The sequence below is a fragment of the Crocinitomicaceae bacterium genome, assembly GCA_016708105.1.
Classification (GTDB): domain Bacteria; phylum Bacteroidota; class Bacteroidia; order Flavobacteriales_D; family Crocinitomicaceae; genus JADJGJ01.
In genome coordinates this window covers 273,323-289,680 of record JADJGJ010000002.1, presented here as the reverse complement: position 1 = coordinate 289,680, position 16,358 = coordinate 273,323, and the positions used below count along the sequence as shown (strand labels likewise).

Below are 16,358 nucleotides of genomic sequence, written 5' to 3'. Positions count from 1 at the left end.
ATTTGCCGGACAAGTAATCGCCGGATTCTGCGTGTCGTTTACCGTTACACTGAATGAACAGGTGCTCGTGTTTAAGCTTGCATCCGTTACTTCATACGTTACCGTGGTGGTGCCTATTGGGAATACCGTGCCGCTGGCTTGTCCCGCTGTTAATGCCGTTAATGGTCCTGCGCAGTTATCCGTACCTACCGGGGTGGCATACGTGATCGTGGCCCCGCATACATTTAAGTCATTGGACTGTGTAATATTCGCCGGGCAGGTACATCGCCGGATTTTGCGTATCGTTTACTGTGACATCAAAACTACAAGTATTGGTATTCGTACTTGCATCGGTTACTTCATATGTTACCGTGGTGGTGCCTATTGGGAATACCGTGCCGCTGGCTTGTCACGCCGTTAGTGCCGTTAATGGTCCTGCGCAGTTATCCGTACCTACCGGGGTAGCATACGTGATCGTGGCACCGCATACATTTAAGTCATTCTACTGCGTGATATTCGCCGGGCAAGTAATCGCCGGATTTTCTGTGTCGTTGACCGTTACATTGAATGAACAGGTGCTGGTGTTTAAGCTTGCATCGGTTACTTCATATGTTACCGTGGTGGTGCCTATTGGGAACACCGTGCCGCTGGCTTGTCCTGCCGTTAATGCCGTTAATGGTCCCGCGCAGTTATCCGTACCTACCGGGGAGGCATACGTGATCGTGGCACCGCATACACCCGCATCATTATTCTGTGTGATATCTGCCGGACAGGTACATCGCCGGATTCTGCGTGTCGTTTACCGTTACAGTGAATGAACAGGTGCTCGTGTTTAAGCTTGCATCCGTTACTTCATATGTTACCGTGGTGGTGCCTATTGGGAATACTGTGCCGCTGGCTTGCCCTGCCGTTAATGCCGTTAATGGTCCTGCGCAGTTATCCGTACCCACCGGGGTAGCATACGTGATCGTGGCACCGCACACATTTAAGTCATTCGACTGCGTAATATTCGCCGGACAAGTAATCGCCGGATTCTGCGTGTCGTTTACCGTTACACTGAATGAACAGGTGCTCGTGTTTAAGCTTGCATCCGTTACTTCATATGTTACCGTGGTGGTGCCTATTGGGAACACCGTGCCGCTGGCTTGTCCTGCTGTTAATGCCGTTAATGGTCCTGCGCAGTTATCCGTACCTACCGGGGTGGCATACGTGATCGTGGCTCCGCATACATTTAAGTCATTAGACTGTGTAATATTCGCCGGGCAGGTACATCGCCGGATTTTGCGTATCGTTTACTGTGACATCAAAACTACAAGTATTGGTATTCGTACTTGCATCGGTTACTTCATATGTTACCGTGGTGGTGCCTATTGGGAATACCGTGCCGCTGGCTTGTCCCGCCGTTAATGCCGTTAATGGTCCTGCGCAGTTATCCGTACCTACCGGGGTAGCATACGTGATCGTGGCCCCGCATACATTTAAGTCATTAGACTGTGTGATATCTGCCGGGCAAACAATCACCGGATTTTCTGTATCATCTACCGTTACATCAAAACTACAGCTTGTGGTATTGCTGCTCGCATCGGTTACTTCATACGTTACCGTGGTAACCCCTACTGGGAATACTGTGCCGCTGGCTTGTCCTGCCGTTAATGCCGTTAATGGTCCCGCGCAGTTATCCGTACCTACCGGGGTGGCATACGTGATCGTGGCACCGCATACACCCGCATCATTATTCTGTGTGATATCTGCCGGACAGGTACATCGCCGGATTCTGCGTGTCGTTTACCGTTACACTGAATGAACAGGTGCTGGTGTTTAAGCTTGCATCCGTTACTTCATATGTTACCGTGGTGGTGCCTATTGGGAACACTGTGCCGCTCGCTTGCCCTGCCGTTAATGCCGTTAATGGTCCTGCGCAGTTATCCGTACCCACCGGGGTAGCATACGTGATCGTGGCCCCGCATACATTTAAGTCATTCGACTGAGTAATATTCGCCGGACAAGTAATCGCCGGATTCTGCGTGTCGTTTACCGTTACACTGAATGAACAGGTGCTCGTGTTTAAGCTTGCATCCGTTACTTCATATGTTACCGTGGTGGTGCCTATTGGGAATACCGTGCCGCTGGCTTGTCCTGCTGTTAATGCCGTTAATGGTCCTGCGCAGTTATCCGTACCTACCGGGGTGGCATACGTGATCGTGGCTCCGCATACATTTAAGTCATTAGACTGTGTAATATTCGCCGGGCAGGTACATCGCCGGATTTTGCGTATCGTTTACTGTGACATCAAAACTACAAGTATTGGTATTCGTACTTGCATCGGTTACTTCATATGTTACCGTGGTGGTGCCTATTGGGAATACCGTGCCGCTGGCTTGTCCCGCCGTTAATGCCGTTAATGGTCCTGCGCAGTTATCCGTACCTACCGGGGTAGCATACGTGATCGTGGCCCCGCATACATTTAAGTCATTATACTGTGTGATATCTGCCGGGCAAGCAATCGCCGGATTTTCTGTATCATCTACCGTTACATCAAAACTACAGCTTGTGGTATTGCTGCTCGCATCGGTTACTTCATACGTTACCGTGGTAACCCCTACTGGGAATACTGTGCCGCTGGCTTGTCCTGCCGTTAATGCCGTTACTGGTCCAGGGCAGTTATCCGTACCTACCGGGGTGGCATACGTGATCGTGGCACCGCATACACCCGCATCATTATTCTGTGTGATATCTGCCGGACAGGTAATCGCCGGATTCTGCGTGTCGTTTACCGTTACACTGAATGAACAGGTGCTCGTGTTTAAGCTTGCATCCGTTACTTCATATGTTACCGTGGTGGTGCCTATTGGGAACACTGTGCCGCTCGCTTGCCCTGCCGTTAATGCCGTTAATGGTCCTGCGCAGTTATCCGTACCCACCGGGGTAGCATACGTGATCGTGGCACCGCACACATTTAAGTCATTCGACTGCGTAATATTCGCCGGACAAGTACATCGCCGGATTCTGCGTGTCGTTTACCGTTACACTGAATGAACAGGTGCTCGTGTTTAAGCTTGCATCCGTTACTTCATACGTTACCGTGGTGGTGCCTATTGGGAATACCGTGCCGCTGGCTTGTCCTGCTGTTAATGCCGTTAATGGTCCTGCGCAGTTATCCGTACCTACCGGGGTGGCATACGTGATCGTGGCTCCGCATACATTTAAGTCATTAGACTGTGTAATATTCGCCGGGCAGGTAATCGCCGGATTTTGCGTGTCGTTTACTGTGACATCAAAACTACAAGTATTGGTATTCGTACTTGCATCGGTTACTTCATATGTTACCGTGGTGGTGCCTATTGGGAATACCGTGCCGCTGGCTTGTCCCGCCGTTAATGCCGTTAATGGTCCTGCGCAGTTATCCGTACCTACCGGGGTAGCATACGTGATCGTGGCCCCGCATACATTTAAGTCATTAGACTGTGTGATATCTGCCGGGCAAACAATCACCGGATTTTCTGTATCATCTACCGTTACATCAAAACTACAGCTTGTGGTATTGCTGCTCGCATCGGTTACTTCATACGTTACCGTGGTAACCCCTACTGGGAATACTGTGCCGCTGGCTTGTCCTGCCGTTAATGCCGTTAATGGTCCTGCGCAGTTATCCGTACCCACCGGGGTAGCATACGTGATCGTGGCACCGCATACATTTAAGTCATTATACTGTGTGATATCTGCCGGACAGGTAATCGCCGGATTCTGCGTGTCGTTTACCGTTACACTGAATGAACAGGTGCTGGTGTTTAAGCTTGCATCCGTTACTTCATATGTTACCGTGGTGGTGCCTATTGGGAACACTGTGCCGCTCGCTTGCCCTGCCGTTAATGCCGTTAATGGTCCTGCGCAGTTATCCGTACCCACCGGGGTAGCATACGTGATCGTGGCACCGCACACATTTAAGTCATTCGACTGCGTAATATTCGCCGGACAAGTAATCGCCGGATTCTGCGTGTCGTTTACCGTTACACTGAATGAACAGGTGCTCGTGTTTAAGCTTGCATCCGTTACTTCATACGTTACCGTGGTGGTGCCTATTGGGAATACCGTGCCGCTCGCTTGTCCCGCTGTTAATGCCGTTAATGGTCCTGCGCAGTTATCCGTACCTACCGGGGTGGCATACGTGATCGTGGCCCCGCATACATTTAAGTCATTAGACTGTGTAATATTCGCCGGGCAGGTAATCGCCGGATTTTGCGTATCGTTTACTGTGACATCAAAACTACAAGTATTGGTATTCGTACTTGCATCGGTTACTTCATATGTTACCGTGGTGGTGCCTATTGGGAATACCGTGCCGCTGGCTTGTCCCGCCGTTAATGCCGTTAATGGTCCTGCGCAGTTATCCGTACCTACCGGGGTACGTGATCGTGGCCCGCATACATTTAAGTCATTAGACTGTGTGATATCTGCCGGGCAAACAATCACCGGATTTTCTGTATCATCTACCGTTACATCAAAACTACAGCTTGTGGTATTGCTGCTCGCATCGGTTACTTCATACGTTACCGTGGTAACCCCTACTGGGAATACTGTGCCCTGGCTTGTCCTGCCGTTAATGCCGTTACTGGTCCGCGCAGTTATCCGTACCTACCGGGGTGGCATACGTGATCGTGGCACCGCATACACCCGCATCATTATTCTGTGTGATATCTGCCGGACAGGTAATCGCCGGATTCTGCGTGTCGTTTACCGTTACACTGAATGAACAGGTGCTCGTGTTTAAGCTTGCATCCGTTACTTCATATGTTACCGTGGTGGTGCCTATTGGGAACACTGTGCCGCTCGCTTGCCCTGCCGTTAATGCCGTTAATGGTCCTGCGCAGTTATCCGTACCCACCGGGGTAGCATACGTGATCGTGGCACCGCACACATTTAAGTCATTCGACTGAGTAATATTCGCCGGACAAGTAATCGCCGGATTCTGCGTGTCGTTTACCGTTACACTGAATGAACAGGTGCTCGTGTTTAAGCTTGCATCCGTTACTTCATACGTTACCGTGGTGGTGCCTATTGGGAATACCGTGCCGCTCGCTTGTCCCGCTGTTAATGCCGTTAATGGTCCTGCGCAGTTATCCGTACCTACCGGGGTGGCATACGTGATCGTGGCCCCGCATACATTTAAGTCATTAGACTGTGTAATATTCGCCGGGCAGGTAATCGCCGGATTTTGCGTATCGTTTACTGTGACATCAAAACTACAAGTATTGGTATTCGTACTTGCATCGGTTACTTCATATGTTACCGTGGTGGTGCCTATTGGGAATACCGTGCCGCTGGCTTGTCCCGCCGTTAATGCCGTTAATGGTCCTGCGCAGTTATCCGTACCTACCGGGGTAGCATACGTGATCGTGGCACCGCATACATTTAAGTCATTAGACTGTGTGATATCTGCCGGACAAACAATCACCGGATTTTCTGTATCATCTACCGTTACATCAAAACTACAGCTTGTGGTATTGCTGCTCGCATCGGTTACTTCATACGTTACCGTGGTAACCCCTACTGGGAATACTGTGCCGCTGGCTTGTCCTGCCGTTAATGCCGTTAATGGTCCCGCGCAGTTATCCGTACCTACCGGGGAGGCATACGTGATCGTGGCACCGCATACACCCGCATCATTATTCTGTGTGATATCTGCCGGACAGGTAATCGCCGGATTCTGCGTGTCGTTTACCGTTACACTGAATGAACAGGTGCTCGTGTTTAAGCTTGCATCCGTTACTTCATATGTTACCGTGGTGGTGCCTATTGGGAACACTGTGCCGCTCGCTTGTCCCGCTGTTAATGCCGTTAATGGTCCTGCGCAGTTATCCGTACCCACCGGGGTAGCATACGTGATCGTGGCACCGCACACATTTAAGTCATTCGACTGCGTAATATTCGCCGGACAAGTAATCGCCGGATTCTGCGTGTCGTTTACCGTTACACTGAATGAACAGGTGCTCGTGTTTAAGCTTGCATCCGTTACTTCATACGTTACCGTGGTGGTGCCTATTGGGAATACCGTGCCGCTCGCTTGTCCTGCTGTTAATGCCGTTATTGGTCCTGCGCAGTTATCCGTACCTACCGGGGTGGCATACGTGATCGTGGCCCCGCATACATTTAAGTCATTAGACTGTGTAATATTCGCCGGGCAGGTAATCGCCGGATTTTGCGTATCGTTTACTGTGACATCAAAACTACAAGTATTGGTATTCGTACTTGCATCGGTTACTTCATATGTTACCGTGGTGGTGCCTATTGGGAATACCGTGCCGCTGGCTTGTCCCGCCGTTAATGCCGTTAATGGTCCTGCGCAGTTATCCGTACCTACCGGGGTAGCATACGTGATCGTGGCCCCGCATACATTTAAGTCATTAGACTGTGTGATATCTGCCGGGCAAACAATCACCGGATTTTCTGTATCATCTACCGTTACATCAAAACTACAGCTTGTGGTATTGCTGCTCGCATCGGTTACTTCATACGTTACCGTGGTAACCCCTACTGGGAATACTGTGCCGCTGGCTTGTCCTGCCGTTAATGCCGTTACTGGTCCCGCGCAGTTATCCGTACCTACCGGGGTGGCATACGTGATCGTGGCACCGCATACACCCGCATCATTATTCTGTGTGATATCTGCCGGACAGGTAATCGCCGGATTCTGCGTGTCGTTTACCGTTACACTGAATGAACAGGTGCTAGTGTTTAAGCTTGCATCCGTTACTTCATATGTTACCGTGGTGGTGCCTATTGGGAACACTGTGCCGCTCGCTTGTCCCGCTGTTAATGCCGTTAATGGTCCTGCGCAGTTATCCGTACCCACCGGGGTAGCATACGTGATCGTGGCACCGCACACATTTAAGTCATTCGACTGCGTAATATTCGCCGGACAAGTAATCGCCGGATTCTGCGTGTCGTTTACCGTTACACTGAATGAACAGGTGCTCGTGTTTAAGCTTGCATCCGTTACTTCATACGTTACCGTGGTGGTGCCTATTGGGAATACCGTGCCGCTCGCTTGTCCTGCTGTTAATGCCGTTATTGGTCCTGCGCAGTTATCCGTACCTACCGGGGTGGCATACGTGATCGTGGCCCCGCATACATTTAAGTCATTAGACTGTGTAATATTCGCCGGGCAGGTAATCGCCGGATTTTGCGTATCGTTTACTGTGACATCAAAACTACAAGTATTGGTATTCGTACTTGCATCGGTTACTTCATATGTTACCGTGGTGGTGCCTATTGGGAATACCGTGCCGCTGGCTTGTCCCGCCGTTAATGCCGTTAATGGTCCTGCGCAGTTATCCGTACCTACCGGGGTAGCATACGTGATCGTGGCCCCGCATACATTTAAGTCATTAGACTGTGTGATATCTGCCGGGCAAACAATCACCGGATTTTCTGTATCATCTACCGTTACATCAAAACTACAGCTTGTGGTATTGCTGCTCGCATCGGTTACTTCATACGTTACCGTGGTAACCCCTACTGGGAATACTGTGCCGCTGGCTTGTCCTGCCGTTAATGCCGTTACTGGTCCCGCGCAGTTATCCGTACCTACCGGGGTGGCATACGTGATCGTGGCACCGCATACACCCGCATCATTATTCTGTGTGATATCTGCCGGACAGGTAATCGCCGGATTCTGCGTGTCGTTTACCGTTACACTGAATGAACAGGTGCTCGTGTTTAAGCTTGCATCCGTTACTTCATATGTTACCGTGGTGGTGCCTATTGGGAACACTGTGCCGCTCGCTTGTCCCGCTGTTAATGCCGTTAATGGTCCTGCGCAGTTATCCGTACCCACCGGGGTAGCATACGTGATCGTGGCACCGCACACATTTAAGTCATTCGACTGCGTAATATTCGCCGGACAAGTAATCGCCGGATTCTGCGTGTCGTTTACCGTTACACTGAATGAACAGGTGCTCGTGTTTAAGCTTGCATCCGTTACTTCATACGTTACCGTGGTGGTGCCTATTGGGAATACCGTGCCGCTCGCTTGTCCTGCTGTTAATGCCGTTATTGGTCCTGCGCAGTTATCCGTACCTACCGGGGTGGCATACGTGATCGTGGCCCCGCATACATTTAAGTCATTAGACTGTGTAATATTCGCCGGGCAGGTAATGGAAGGTGATTCAATATCATTTATTGTAATATCAAAACTGCAAGAAGCAGTATTTCCATGAGCATCAGTTACCGTATACGTATTTGTTGTAGTTCCTCCGGGAAAAAGAGTTCCACTAGCTTGCCCTGCTGTCAAGGTGGTAAGCGGACCAGCACAATTATCGGTACCAACAGGAGCGATAAAATTTACGACTGCACCGCATAAACCAGCATCGTTGTTTTGAACAATATCTGCCGGACACACGATTGCCGGATTCACAATGTCATCCGTAATAATATTGAATGTGCAAGTGCTGGTTGGGTTTGTAGTAATGGTTCCATCATCTGCTGTTAAGGTGATAATCTGATCAGAATTTATTACAGTACCAGGAAGAGGACTTTGCGTTACCGTGATTGCACCAGAACAGTTATCAGAAGTTACCGGCAACGCAGTATAATCAAGCAAAGTATAATCACAGGTTGGGGTTAATGTTACTGTCTGGTCAGCGGGACAGGCTATTGTTGGGGGTAAAATATCGTCATTGGAGCCAATAGTGCGATATTCGAGTCTCAACCTGAAATTTGTATTCCCTGTCCCGGTGCAATTTAGAAGACCTGGTATTGAAATTGTCCTAATTGCTGCAAACGTCCATACGCCGGTAGGGTAAAGCCAAGCACCGGGATTGATTGCAATTGTTTCAGTCCCATAAGCATCATTCAAATTTACAGGTAATAAACCATCATCGTCATAGGCCGACCAGGTGAAATTGTAACTGGTTGGAATATCTGCCGGACAATTATAAACTTGAGAAAAAAACACATCGTTAATCACGTTATTTGCTGAAAAACAAGAAGTGTCTATAAGAGACACTGCGCCTGATTGTGTGTTATTGGCCGGAACATCTGTGATAGAATACTCCCAAGTGGGATCAGCAGAGCCAATACCTCCATCAACAGTATGAGGGATAGTGGTGTTCACCCATCTTATTCTAAATTCAACGGTCACCTGAGTTTTTCCCGAAAACACATACAGGAGACTAAAAGCCAACAGGGCAAATCGCAGAATATTACCATGAAAATGGTAGAGAATAATGGAGTATAGTAGTCTCACTTAGGTTAAATGTGAAGTCTCAAATATAACAAAATGAACGGTTGGTTCAACGGATTACGAAGAAAAGTAACAGTAACTTAAGAAATGAAAGTTTGGTTAAACTTTTATATTAAGCGATGAATCGATGTTTCGCAATAATCCGGACTTACCAGTTCTGAGGATTGGGGAAGAGTGGAAAATCGTTTTAAAATCTAAATCAGTCATGCTATTGCTAATTGAGTTGATCAGTTGGGCTGATAAAATAGGTTTAAATCTAGGCTCAAGCGTTGGTTTTGCAAATCGATTCCAAGGACAAACTTCTTGACAGATATCACAACCAAAAATCCAATTATTTAATTTACTCTGAAATTCGCGTGGGATGAGATTCTCTTTCAGCTCTATCGTAAGATAAGATATGCACTTTGAACCATCCACAACTTGTGGTTTTAAGATTGCATCAGTTGGACAGGCATCAATGCACTTGGTGCACGAACCACAGTGGTCAGTTACGGCTGAATTATAATCAAATTCCACATCTATAATGATCTCTCCGAGAAAAAAATAAGAACCAGCTTGTTTACTTATCAAATTTGCATTTTTTCCAATCCAACCAAGTCCGCTGCGCATTGCCCAAGCCCTCTCCAAAACAGGGGCAGAATCAGTGAAAACTCTTGCTGAAACATCACCTACTTTCTCTTTAATAAAATTGAGCAATTCATATAATTTATCTTTCAGCACGTAATGATAATCTTCACCGTAGGCATACCGCGATACTTTAAGTGAATTTTTATCAAACAAATTCTGTTCAGGATAATAGTTGTGAAGAACAGAAATTACGGATTTTGCATTTTCAACCAACAGGCCTGGATCCAAACGTTTATCAACATTTCTGGACATATAATCCATCTTACCCTGATAATTATTATTTAACCAAGCATCATATTTTTTAGCCTCTGATTCTAGAAATTCTGATTTAGAAAAACCAATTGAAGAAATTCCAAGTTCAAGTGCTTTTAATCTGATTTGACTAGTCAACTCTGTCCTATTCATTAAAATAATCCCCCTTGTAAATAGCCAAAATTTTTTCCGAGATGTTTATAGGCTTTTTCAGTAGCTTTTCTGCCTCTGGGTGTTCTCATGAGGAAACCCTCTTTAATAAGAAAGGGCTCATAAACCTCCTCTAAGGTTCCAGCATTCTCACCAACAGCTGTCGCAATAGTTGTCAGCCCTACAGGTCCTCCGCTGAATTTATCAATAATGACGTTGAGAATTTTATTATCCATTTCATCAAGACCATACTGATCAACATTAAGCGCCTCTAAGGCATAATGCGCAATTTTCAAGTCAATAAAACCAGTGCCTTTAATTTGTGCAAAATCTCTTACTCTTCTCAACAAGGCATTTGCAATACGAGGTGTTCCTCTGCTTCGTCTTGCAATTTCATCAGAAGCCAGCATTTCAATTCCTATTTCTAAAATTCCGGATGCTCTAGTTACAATTTTTGATAGAATATTCGAATCATAGTATTCCAATCTGCTATTGATGCCAAATCGTGCTCGTAAGGGGGCAGTTAGCAATCCACTGCGGGTTGTAGCACCTATCAACGTAAACGGATTGAGCGTTAACTGGACTGTTCGAGCACTGGGGCCACTATCAATCATAATGTCAATGGTAAAATCTTCCATCGCAGAATACAAATATTCTTCAACAACAGGACTCAATCGGTGGATTTCATCAATAAACAAAACATCACCCACCTGTAAATTCGTAAGCAATCCAGCCAAATCGCCGGGTTTATCCAGCACCGGTCCAGACGTTATTTTAATTCCTACACCTAACTCATTAGCAATAATATTTGCGAGGGTAGTTTTACCGAGACCTGGAGGACCGTGAAGAAGCACATGATCCAATGGTTCATTTCTCTTTTTTGCAGCGGCAACGAAAACCGAGAGATTATCAATTACTTTTCCCTGCCCTGCGAAATCACCAAAGACCTTGGGTCTTAGGACCTGATCAAATTCTTCGTCCTTCTTTAGACTTTCATCATCTCTGTAATCGAATGATTCCACTGATTAAAATTTTTATAAAGATAAAAAACCCGATGGAGTTGCCACCGGGTTTTTTGATATGTGTTTCAGAATTCGTTAATGCTCCTCTTCCCCTTCATGCACAGGGACTGTTTGTGGGACGAAATCATCATCCCAACCAGGTTTAGAGTAATCATAAGGCCAACGATGTACTTCAGGAAGCTCACCAGGCCAGTTTCCGTGGATGTGTTCAACAGGGGTTGTCCACTCCAAGGAATTACTCTTCCAAGGATTTTGAGGGGCAACCTGTCCTCTTCTAGCGCTGTAAAAGAAATTGAATATGAAGATTGCCTGAGCAAGGCCTCCAATAATAGCAAAAATGGTAATAATCACATTTAAATCCATGATCATACCCAATTGATTGTTATCAAAACCTTCATAAACCGAGTAATCATAATATCTGCGTGGGGCACCGCCAATACCTACAAAGTGCATTGGAAAAAACACCCCATAAGCACAAATGAATGTCAACCAAAAATGCACCATACCCATTTTTGAATGCATCATGCGACCATACATTTTCGGGAACCAATGATACACTCCAGCGAACATTCCAAAAATAGCTGACAGTCCCATTACAACGTGGAAGTGAGCAACAACAAAATAAGTATCATGAACCTGCATGTCTAGCGCTGAATCCGCGAGTATCAAACCAGTAATACCTCCAGTAATGAAGGATGATACCAGACCAATTGAAAATAACATTGCCGGAGTAAAGCGAATATTACCACGCCAAAGCGTAGTCAAATAGTTAAACACCTTCACCGCTGAAGGAATAGCAATCAAAAGAGTTGTAAATACAAAAACACCACCAAGGAATGGATTCATCCCAGTCACAAACATATGGTGACCCCAAACAATGCAAGACAAGAAAGCTATAGCCAAAATTGATCCAATCATCGCTCGATATCCAAAAATTGGTTTTCTTGCATTATTAGAAACAATTTCTGACGTAATACCTAATGCTGGAAGAAGCACGATGTATACCTCAGGGTGACCGAGGAACCAGAAGAGGTGTTCAAATAAAATTGGAGATCCTCCAGATTGTTCAAGAATTTCAGAACCTATGATTGCATCATTAACATAAAAACTAGTACCCAAAGTTCTATCCATTAATAATAGAACCACGCAAGAAACCAATACCGGAAATGAAAGTACACCGATGATTGCCGTAACAAAAAATGCCCAGACTGTAAGTGGCATTCTAGTCATTTTCATTCCTTTTGTTCTAAGATTTAATACAGTAACGATGTAGTTCAAAGATCCAAGTAATGAAGATGCAACAAACAAAGTCATTGAAAGAAGCCACAAAGTCATTCCCATTCCAGAACCACCAATTGCCTCTTCATACACAGACAGTGGAGGGTAAATTGTCCATCCGGCATTCGCTGGACCAGTCTCAATGAACAGAGAATACATCATCAAAGCGCAAGACAAGAAGAACAACCAATATGAGATCATATTCAGCAATCCAGAAGCCATGTCTCTTGCTCCTAACTGAAGTGGAATAAGAATATTACTGAAGGTACCAGACAATCCTGCGGTTAAAACGAAGAACACCATGATTGTGCCGTGAATTGTTACCAATCCAAGATACATCCCTCGGTTCATAATACCATCAGGAGCCCAAGTATCACCAAGGAAAAATGATAACACACTATTGCTTTCACCTGGCCATGCAAGTTGAATACGGAATAGAATGGAAAGAATAACAGCTACCACAGCCATAAATATTGCCGTCACCAAATATTGTTTTCCAATCATTTTATGGTCCTGACTGAAAATATATTTAGTAATAAAACTTTCCTTGTGGTGATGTCCTTGAGCAGAGTGAACTGTTGCTGACATAATTTCTTCTTTTTATTTAATAATTATTTAGACGCTACAACGAGGGCTGTATTTCCCTCTTCTTTCCATACTACAAACTCTTCTGCAGTTCCAACAATCACATTCATTCTCATATTTGAGTGCGATTCACCACAGATTTTGTTGCACAGTAAAACATAGTTAAATTCAGGATTACCTGTTTTTTCACGCATTTCTTCTGTCGTGAAAATAGGCTTAAACTTCAACTTGGTTCTTTGACCCGGCACGCAATTCATTTGAGCTCTAAAATGAGGGAAATACGCAGAGTGCAATACATCTCTTGAACGCAGAATGAATTGATATTCTTGATCTTTAATTAAAAATAATTCTTTTGCGATGAAATCATCTTGTGCAATCATATCTGTTGAATCAGAATACATACCCTGCATTGTAGCAACTCGTTCGCGAATACGCTCCAATTTTTCAACTTTTGATCTCATTTTTTCGGAAGTCGCAACTGAAAAAACTTTTTCATTATTATCTTCCGCAGCAATATCCATGTGCATTGCGTGAATTGTACTGTCAAGTTCCTTCAATCTCCATTCAATGTTTGATGTTGTTATAACACCCAACGGATTGGGATTCTGAGAGAATGTCGTAACTAATTTATAGTCAGCGAAGCCAAGCTTGTTGTCATCACCAGAATAACGCGCAGTCCAATTGAATTGCTCTGCATATAGTTCAACTATCACAGCATTGTCAGAAGGTTTTCCCGTCATTTTATTCCAAGTCATCAAACCTAGAATGATAATTACCGCCAAAGCACTTGCTGGCACGATGGTCCATAACAACTCCAGTCTGTTATCATGCGTGAAATAATACGCTTTTCTGTTTGGGTTGTATGCATATTTATAAGCAAAGAAGAACAACAAGAAGTTAGTCACAAGAAAAACCGTGAAAATAATTGCCCAATTTACATTGAATAACCAATCCACTTCTTGTCCGTGTTCAGAAGCCGCTTCAGGCAGCAATCCGTTTCCGTATTTAAATAACATGTACACTCCGCTGCCAAAGAATACGGCAAGAAAAGCCATCATCAGGAATGCGTTGAAATTATTTGTGGGTACCTCAATATCCTCTTCTTTTTTATTTCTGATTTTTGAGGATAACTCATACACGCGCATGAGCTGTGCAATGGCAATTGCCGTTAGCACAATTACAACCAATACAATAAACTTAATCTCCATGACTTCTTATTTATGAGGGTTAGGTTAAATTTCGTGATGTTTACTTTCGTCCAAATATGGGTGATTTTTTGGCATCAATGGAGCTTTGGTAAGTGTTGAAAGTACTACAAGTGTAAACACACCTGCAAACAATAAAAGCAAACCAACTTCAATGAATCCAATACATCCATACTCACCCATTGTTCCGGGAGTGACAAGCATATACACATCAGCCCAATGACCAATTAAAATGATCACACACACGACAGATAAAACTCCAGCATGACGTTTAGCTTCTCTTGACATCAAAATCAACATTGGAATAATAAAGTTTACGGCAAACATTGCCCAGTACGTAAACTTGTAATTCTCTATTCTGAAATCATAGTAAATTACTTCTTCTGGGATATTTGCATACCAGTAAAGCATATATTGCGAGAAGAAAAGATACGACCACAAGAAACTTGTTGCAAATATCCATTTACCGACATCATGAATATGGCTGTCATTTACTTGTTGCAAATATCCATTCTTTTTAAGATAAAGAATAACCAGCATAATAGCCGTCATTGAAGTACACCACATACCTCCAAAAACATACCATCCATAGAGCGTAGAAAACCAATGAGCATCAATAGACATTAACCAATGCCATGTAGAAGTTGAAGAGAAGTATCCAAAAAGCACCAGAAAAATGGCACCTTTTACATAGTTTTTGTAGTGAATTTTAAGACCACCTTCAATATCTTCTTGTTTGCTCCGCTTTCTAAATCCTGTATAAAACAAGAAATAAACTAGAAAATACAAGCCCGTTGCCGCCCAGAAGAACCAGGTAGTTAAGAAAGGAGCTTTATTTTGAATTATTTCATCTGAACTAACAACGGTAGGGTCCATCCATGAATATATATGACCCAAATGGTGACCATGTAAGTCAGAATATCCGCCACCTGTAAATGTCAGGTATGCAAAAAGAGCAATTAACACAACCATACCAACCAACACATACGAAGCTACGCCCTCAACAACACGTTTAATTGCAACAGACCAGCCTGTTTCAGTGGCATACTGGAGCGCAAGGAAAAAGAGAGCGCCTAACGCAATAGCGAAAAAGTAAAATCCGTCAATCAATAAATTTGAAAGAATACGTGTTTTAAATTGTTCGTCATCAATGTGTACCATCACCCCGATAAGGCAGGAAACAACACCAGCTATTATGGCTCCGAAAATTACCTTTTTTGCTTTGGAAGAAATTTGAAATTCCATGAAGTCAATATTTTCTAGTTACTATTAATTATTGTGATGAGCTCCATCAGCAGGAGCTAGCTCAGCGTCACCCACTACCACCGTAGTATCAGATAACGCAACACCTTGTTGTTTGCCTTGTAGTTTTTCAACATAATGTACCACTTTCCAGCGCTCCTCTTTGCTTAATTGGGAAGCGTGAGATCCCATCATTCCTTTACCATAAGTAATTGAATAGAATATTTTACCAGCAGGAAGATCTTTCAATGGGCCACTGTAGGATGGCGGCGGCGGATATTTACCATTGCTGTTTACAACCACAGACCCTTGTCCATCTCCAGATTCACCATGACAGTGAACGCAGTATGATCCGTAAAGTATTTTACCTTCAGCAACCACGTCGTCAGAATATGGAATTGGATTTTTATCAAAAGCTGAAGAGGCATAACCAACAGTATCTTGCCATACCCCATACAAACCATGCGTTTTGTCAGAACCAATTGGCGCACCGTGCACGTACGGCATCATTACTTGAGCAAATTCACCCTGCCCATTGTACGGAATAGTACCAGCCGGAGGAATAAAAGCAACCGCATCAGTTACTAATTCAGGTCTGAATAATCCCCTCACTTCTGCATAATCAACATAAGCTTCAATAGAAGGAGAACGGTACATATCAGGCATGTATTCAAGTCCCGGTGAATTAGGATCACTTGTACAAGCCATCATGAAGGAGGCTGTCACAACTGCCAATCCAGAATTCAATTTGATTGTTGTCAATTTCATAATCTACAA

Annotated in this window: 14 protein-coding genes and 4 pseudogenes; all 18 read right to left on the bottom strand. The window is 44.7% G+C overall.

The features are described 5' to 3' along the window. Positions 1-39: 39 nt before the first annotated feature. The 18 genes and pseudogenes from IPH66_12615 to IPH66_12530 all read right to left on the bottom strand — a co-directional run bounded on the left by IPH66_12615 (position 40) and on the right by IPH66_12530 (position 16,247). Positions 40-282 (bottom strand): annotated as a pseudogene (locus IPH66_12615) (HYR domain-containing protein). Continuing rightward, complete coding sequence (locus tag IPH66_12610; protein MBK7130187.1) at positions 230-364, bottom strand: HYR domain-containing protein; 135 nt, start codon at positions 362-364, stop codon at positions 230-232. Before IPH66_12610 ends, IPH66_12615 begins: the two are co-directional and overlap by 53 nt. 117 nt (positions 365-481) lie before the next feature. Continuing rightward, positions 482-766: an HYR domain-containing protein gene (locus IPH66_12605; protein MBK7130186.1), complete on the bottom strand. Its 285-nt coding sequence runs from the start codon at positions 764-766 to the stop codon at positions 482-484. Further along, on the bottom strand, positions 726-1,112 hold the full coding sequence (locus tag IPH66_12600; GenBank protein MBK7130185.1) for an HYR domain-containing protein: 387 nt from the start codon (positions 1,110-1,112) through the stop codon (positions 726-728). The genes IPH66_12605 and IPH66_12600 overlap by 41 nt, the downstream gene beginning before the upstream one ends. Before the next feature lie 106 nt (positions 1,113-1,218). Next, positions 1,219-1,500, bottom strand: coding sequence for an HYR domain-containing protein (locus tag IPH66_12595; protein MBK7130184.1), 282 nt, complete (start codon positions 1,498-1,500; stop codon positions 1,219-1,221). 18 nt (positions 1,501-1,518) lie between these two features. Next, positions 1,519-1,752: pseudogene (locus IPH66_12590) on the bottom strand (HYR domain-containing protein). After that, positions 1,712-1,915, bottom strand: coding sequence for an HYR domain-containing protein (locus IPH66_12585; protein MBK7130183.1), 204 nt, complete (start codon positions 1,913-1,915; stop codon positions 1,712-1,714). The pseudogene IPH66_12590 and the gene IPH66_12585 overlap by 41 nt, the downstream one beginning before the upstream one ends. A 96-nt stretch (positions 1,916-2,011) precedes the next feature. After that, positions 2,012-2,254: pseudogene (locus IPH66_12580) on the bottom strand (HYR domain-containing protein). Beyond that, the gene (locus IPH66_12575; protein MBK7130182.1) at positions 2,205-2,933 is read right to left on the bottom strand and encodes an HYR domain-containing protein; all 729 of its coding nucleotides are present in this window, start codon (positions 2,931-2,933) and stop codon (positions 2,205-2,207) included. The pseudogene IPH66_12580 and the gene IPH66_12575 overlap by 50 nt, the downstream one beginning before the upstream one ends. 7 nt (positions 2,934-2,940) lie before the next feature. Then, complete coding sequence (locus IPH66_12570) at positions 2,941-4,449, bottom strand: HYR domain-containing protein (protein ID MBK7130181.1); 1,509 nt, start codon at positions 4,447-4,449, stop codon at positions 2,941-2,943. Positions 4,450-4,467: 18 nt separating this feature from the next. Continuing rightward, positions 4,468-4,605, bottom strand: a pseudogene (locus IPH66_12565) (HYR domain-containing protein). After that, complete coding sequence (locus IPH66_12560; GenBank protein MBK7130180.1) at positions 4,586-9,223, bottom strand: HYR domain-containing protein; 4,638 nt, start codon at positions 9,221-9,223, stop codon at positions 4,586-4,588. The pseudogene IPH66_12565 and the gene IPH66_12560 overlap by 20 nt, the downstream one beginning before the upstream one ends. A gap of 96 nt (positions 9,224-9,319) precedes the next feature. Continuing rightward, positions 9,320-10,252, bottom strand: a complete 933-nt coding sequence (gene queG / locus IPH66_12555) for a tRNA epoxyqueuosine(34) reductase QueG (protein MBK7130179.1) — start codon at positions 10,250-10,252, stop codon at positions 9,320-9,322. After that, on the bottom strand, positions 10,252-11,271 hold the full coding sequence (gene ruvB / locus IPH66_12550; protein ID MBK7130178.1) for a Holliday junction branch migration DNA helicase RuvB: 1,020 nt from the start codon (positions 11,269-11,271) through the stop codon (positions 10,252-10,254). The genes queG and ruvB overlap by 1 nt, the downstream gene beginning before the upstream one ends. Before the next feature lie 75 nt (positions 11,272-11,346). Further along, complete coding sequence (locus IPH66_12545) at positions 11,347-13,137, bottom strand: cbb3-type cytochrome c oxidase subunit I (protein ID MBK7130177.1); 1,791 nt, start codon at positions 13,135-13,137, stop codon at positions 11,347-11,349. A gap of 23 nt (positions 13,138-13,160) precedes the next feature. Beyond that, entirely contained in the window at positions 13,161-14,342 is a 1,182-nt protein-coding gene (locus IPH66_12540; GenBank protein ID MBK7130176.1) for a cytochrome c oxidase subunit II, read from the bottom strand. Positions 14,343-14,366: 24 nt separating this feature from the next. Continuing rightward, entirely contained in the window at positions 14,367-15,500 is a 1,134-nt protein-coding gene (locus IPH66_12535) for a quinol:cytochrome C oxidoreductase (protein MBK7130175.1), read from the bottom strand. 108 nt (positions 15,501-15,608) lie between these two features. Then, the gene (locus IPH66_12530) at positions 15,609-16,247 is read right to left on the bottom strand and encodes a cytochrome c (protein MBK7130174.1); all 639 of its coding nucleotides are present in this window, start codon (positions 16,245-16,247) and stop codon (positions 15,609-15,611) included. Positions 16,248-16,358: the final 111 nt, after the last annotated feature.

Excerpts from the sequence above, each read along its gene's own strand:
- IPH66_12540 (MBK7130176.1), bottom strand. The coding sequence starts at position 14,342 with ATGGAGATTAAGTTTATTGTATTGGTTGTAATTGTGCTAACGGCAATT.
- IPH66_12530 (MBK7130174.1), bottom strand. The coding sequence starts at position 16,247 with ATGCCTGATATGTACCGTTCTCCTTCTATTGAAGCTTATGTTGATTAT.
- IPH66_12535 (MBK7130175.1), bottom strand. The coding sequence starts at position 15,500 with ATGGTACACATTGATGACGAACAATTTAAAACACGTATTCTTTCAAAT.
- IPH66_12545 (MBK7130177.1), bottom strand. The coding sequence starts at position 13,137 with ATGTCAGCAACAGTTCACTCTGCTCAAGGACATCACCACAAGGAAAGT.
- queG (MBK7130179.1), bottom strand. The coding sequence starts at position 10,252 with ATGAATAGGACAGAGTTGACTAGTCAAATCAGATTAAAAGCACTTGAA.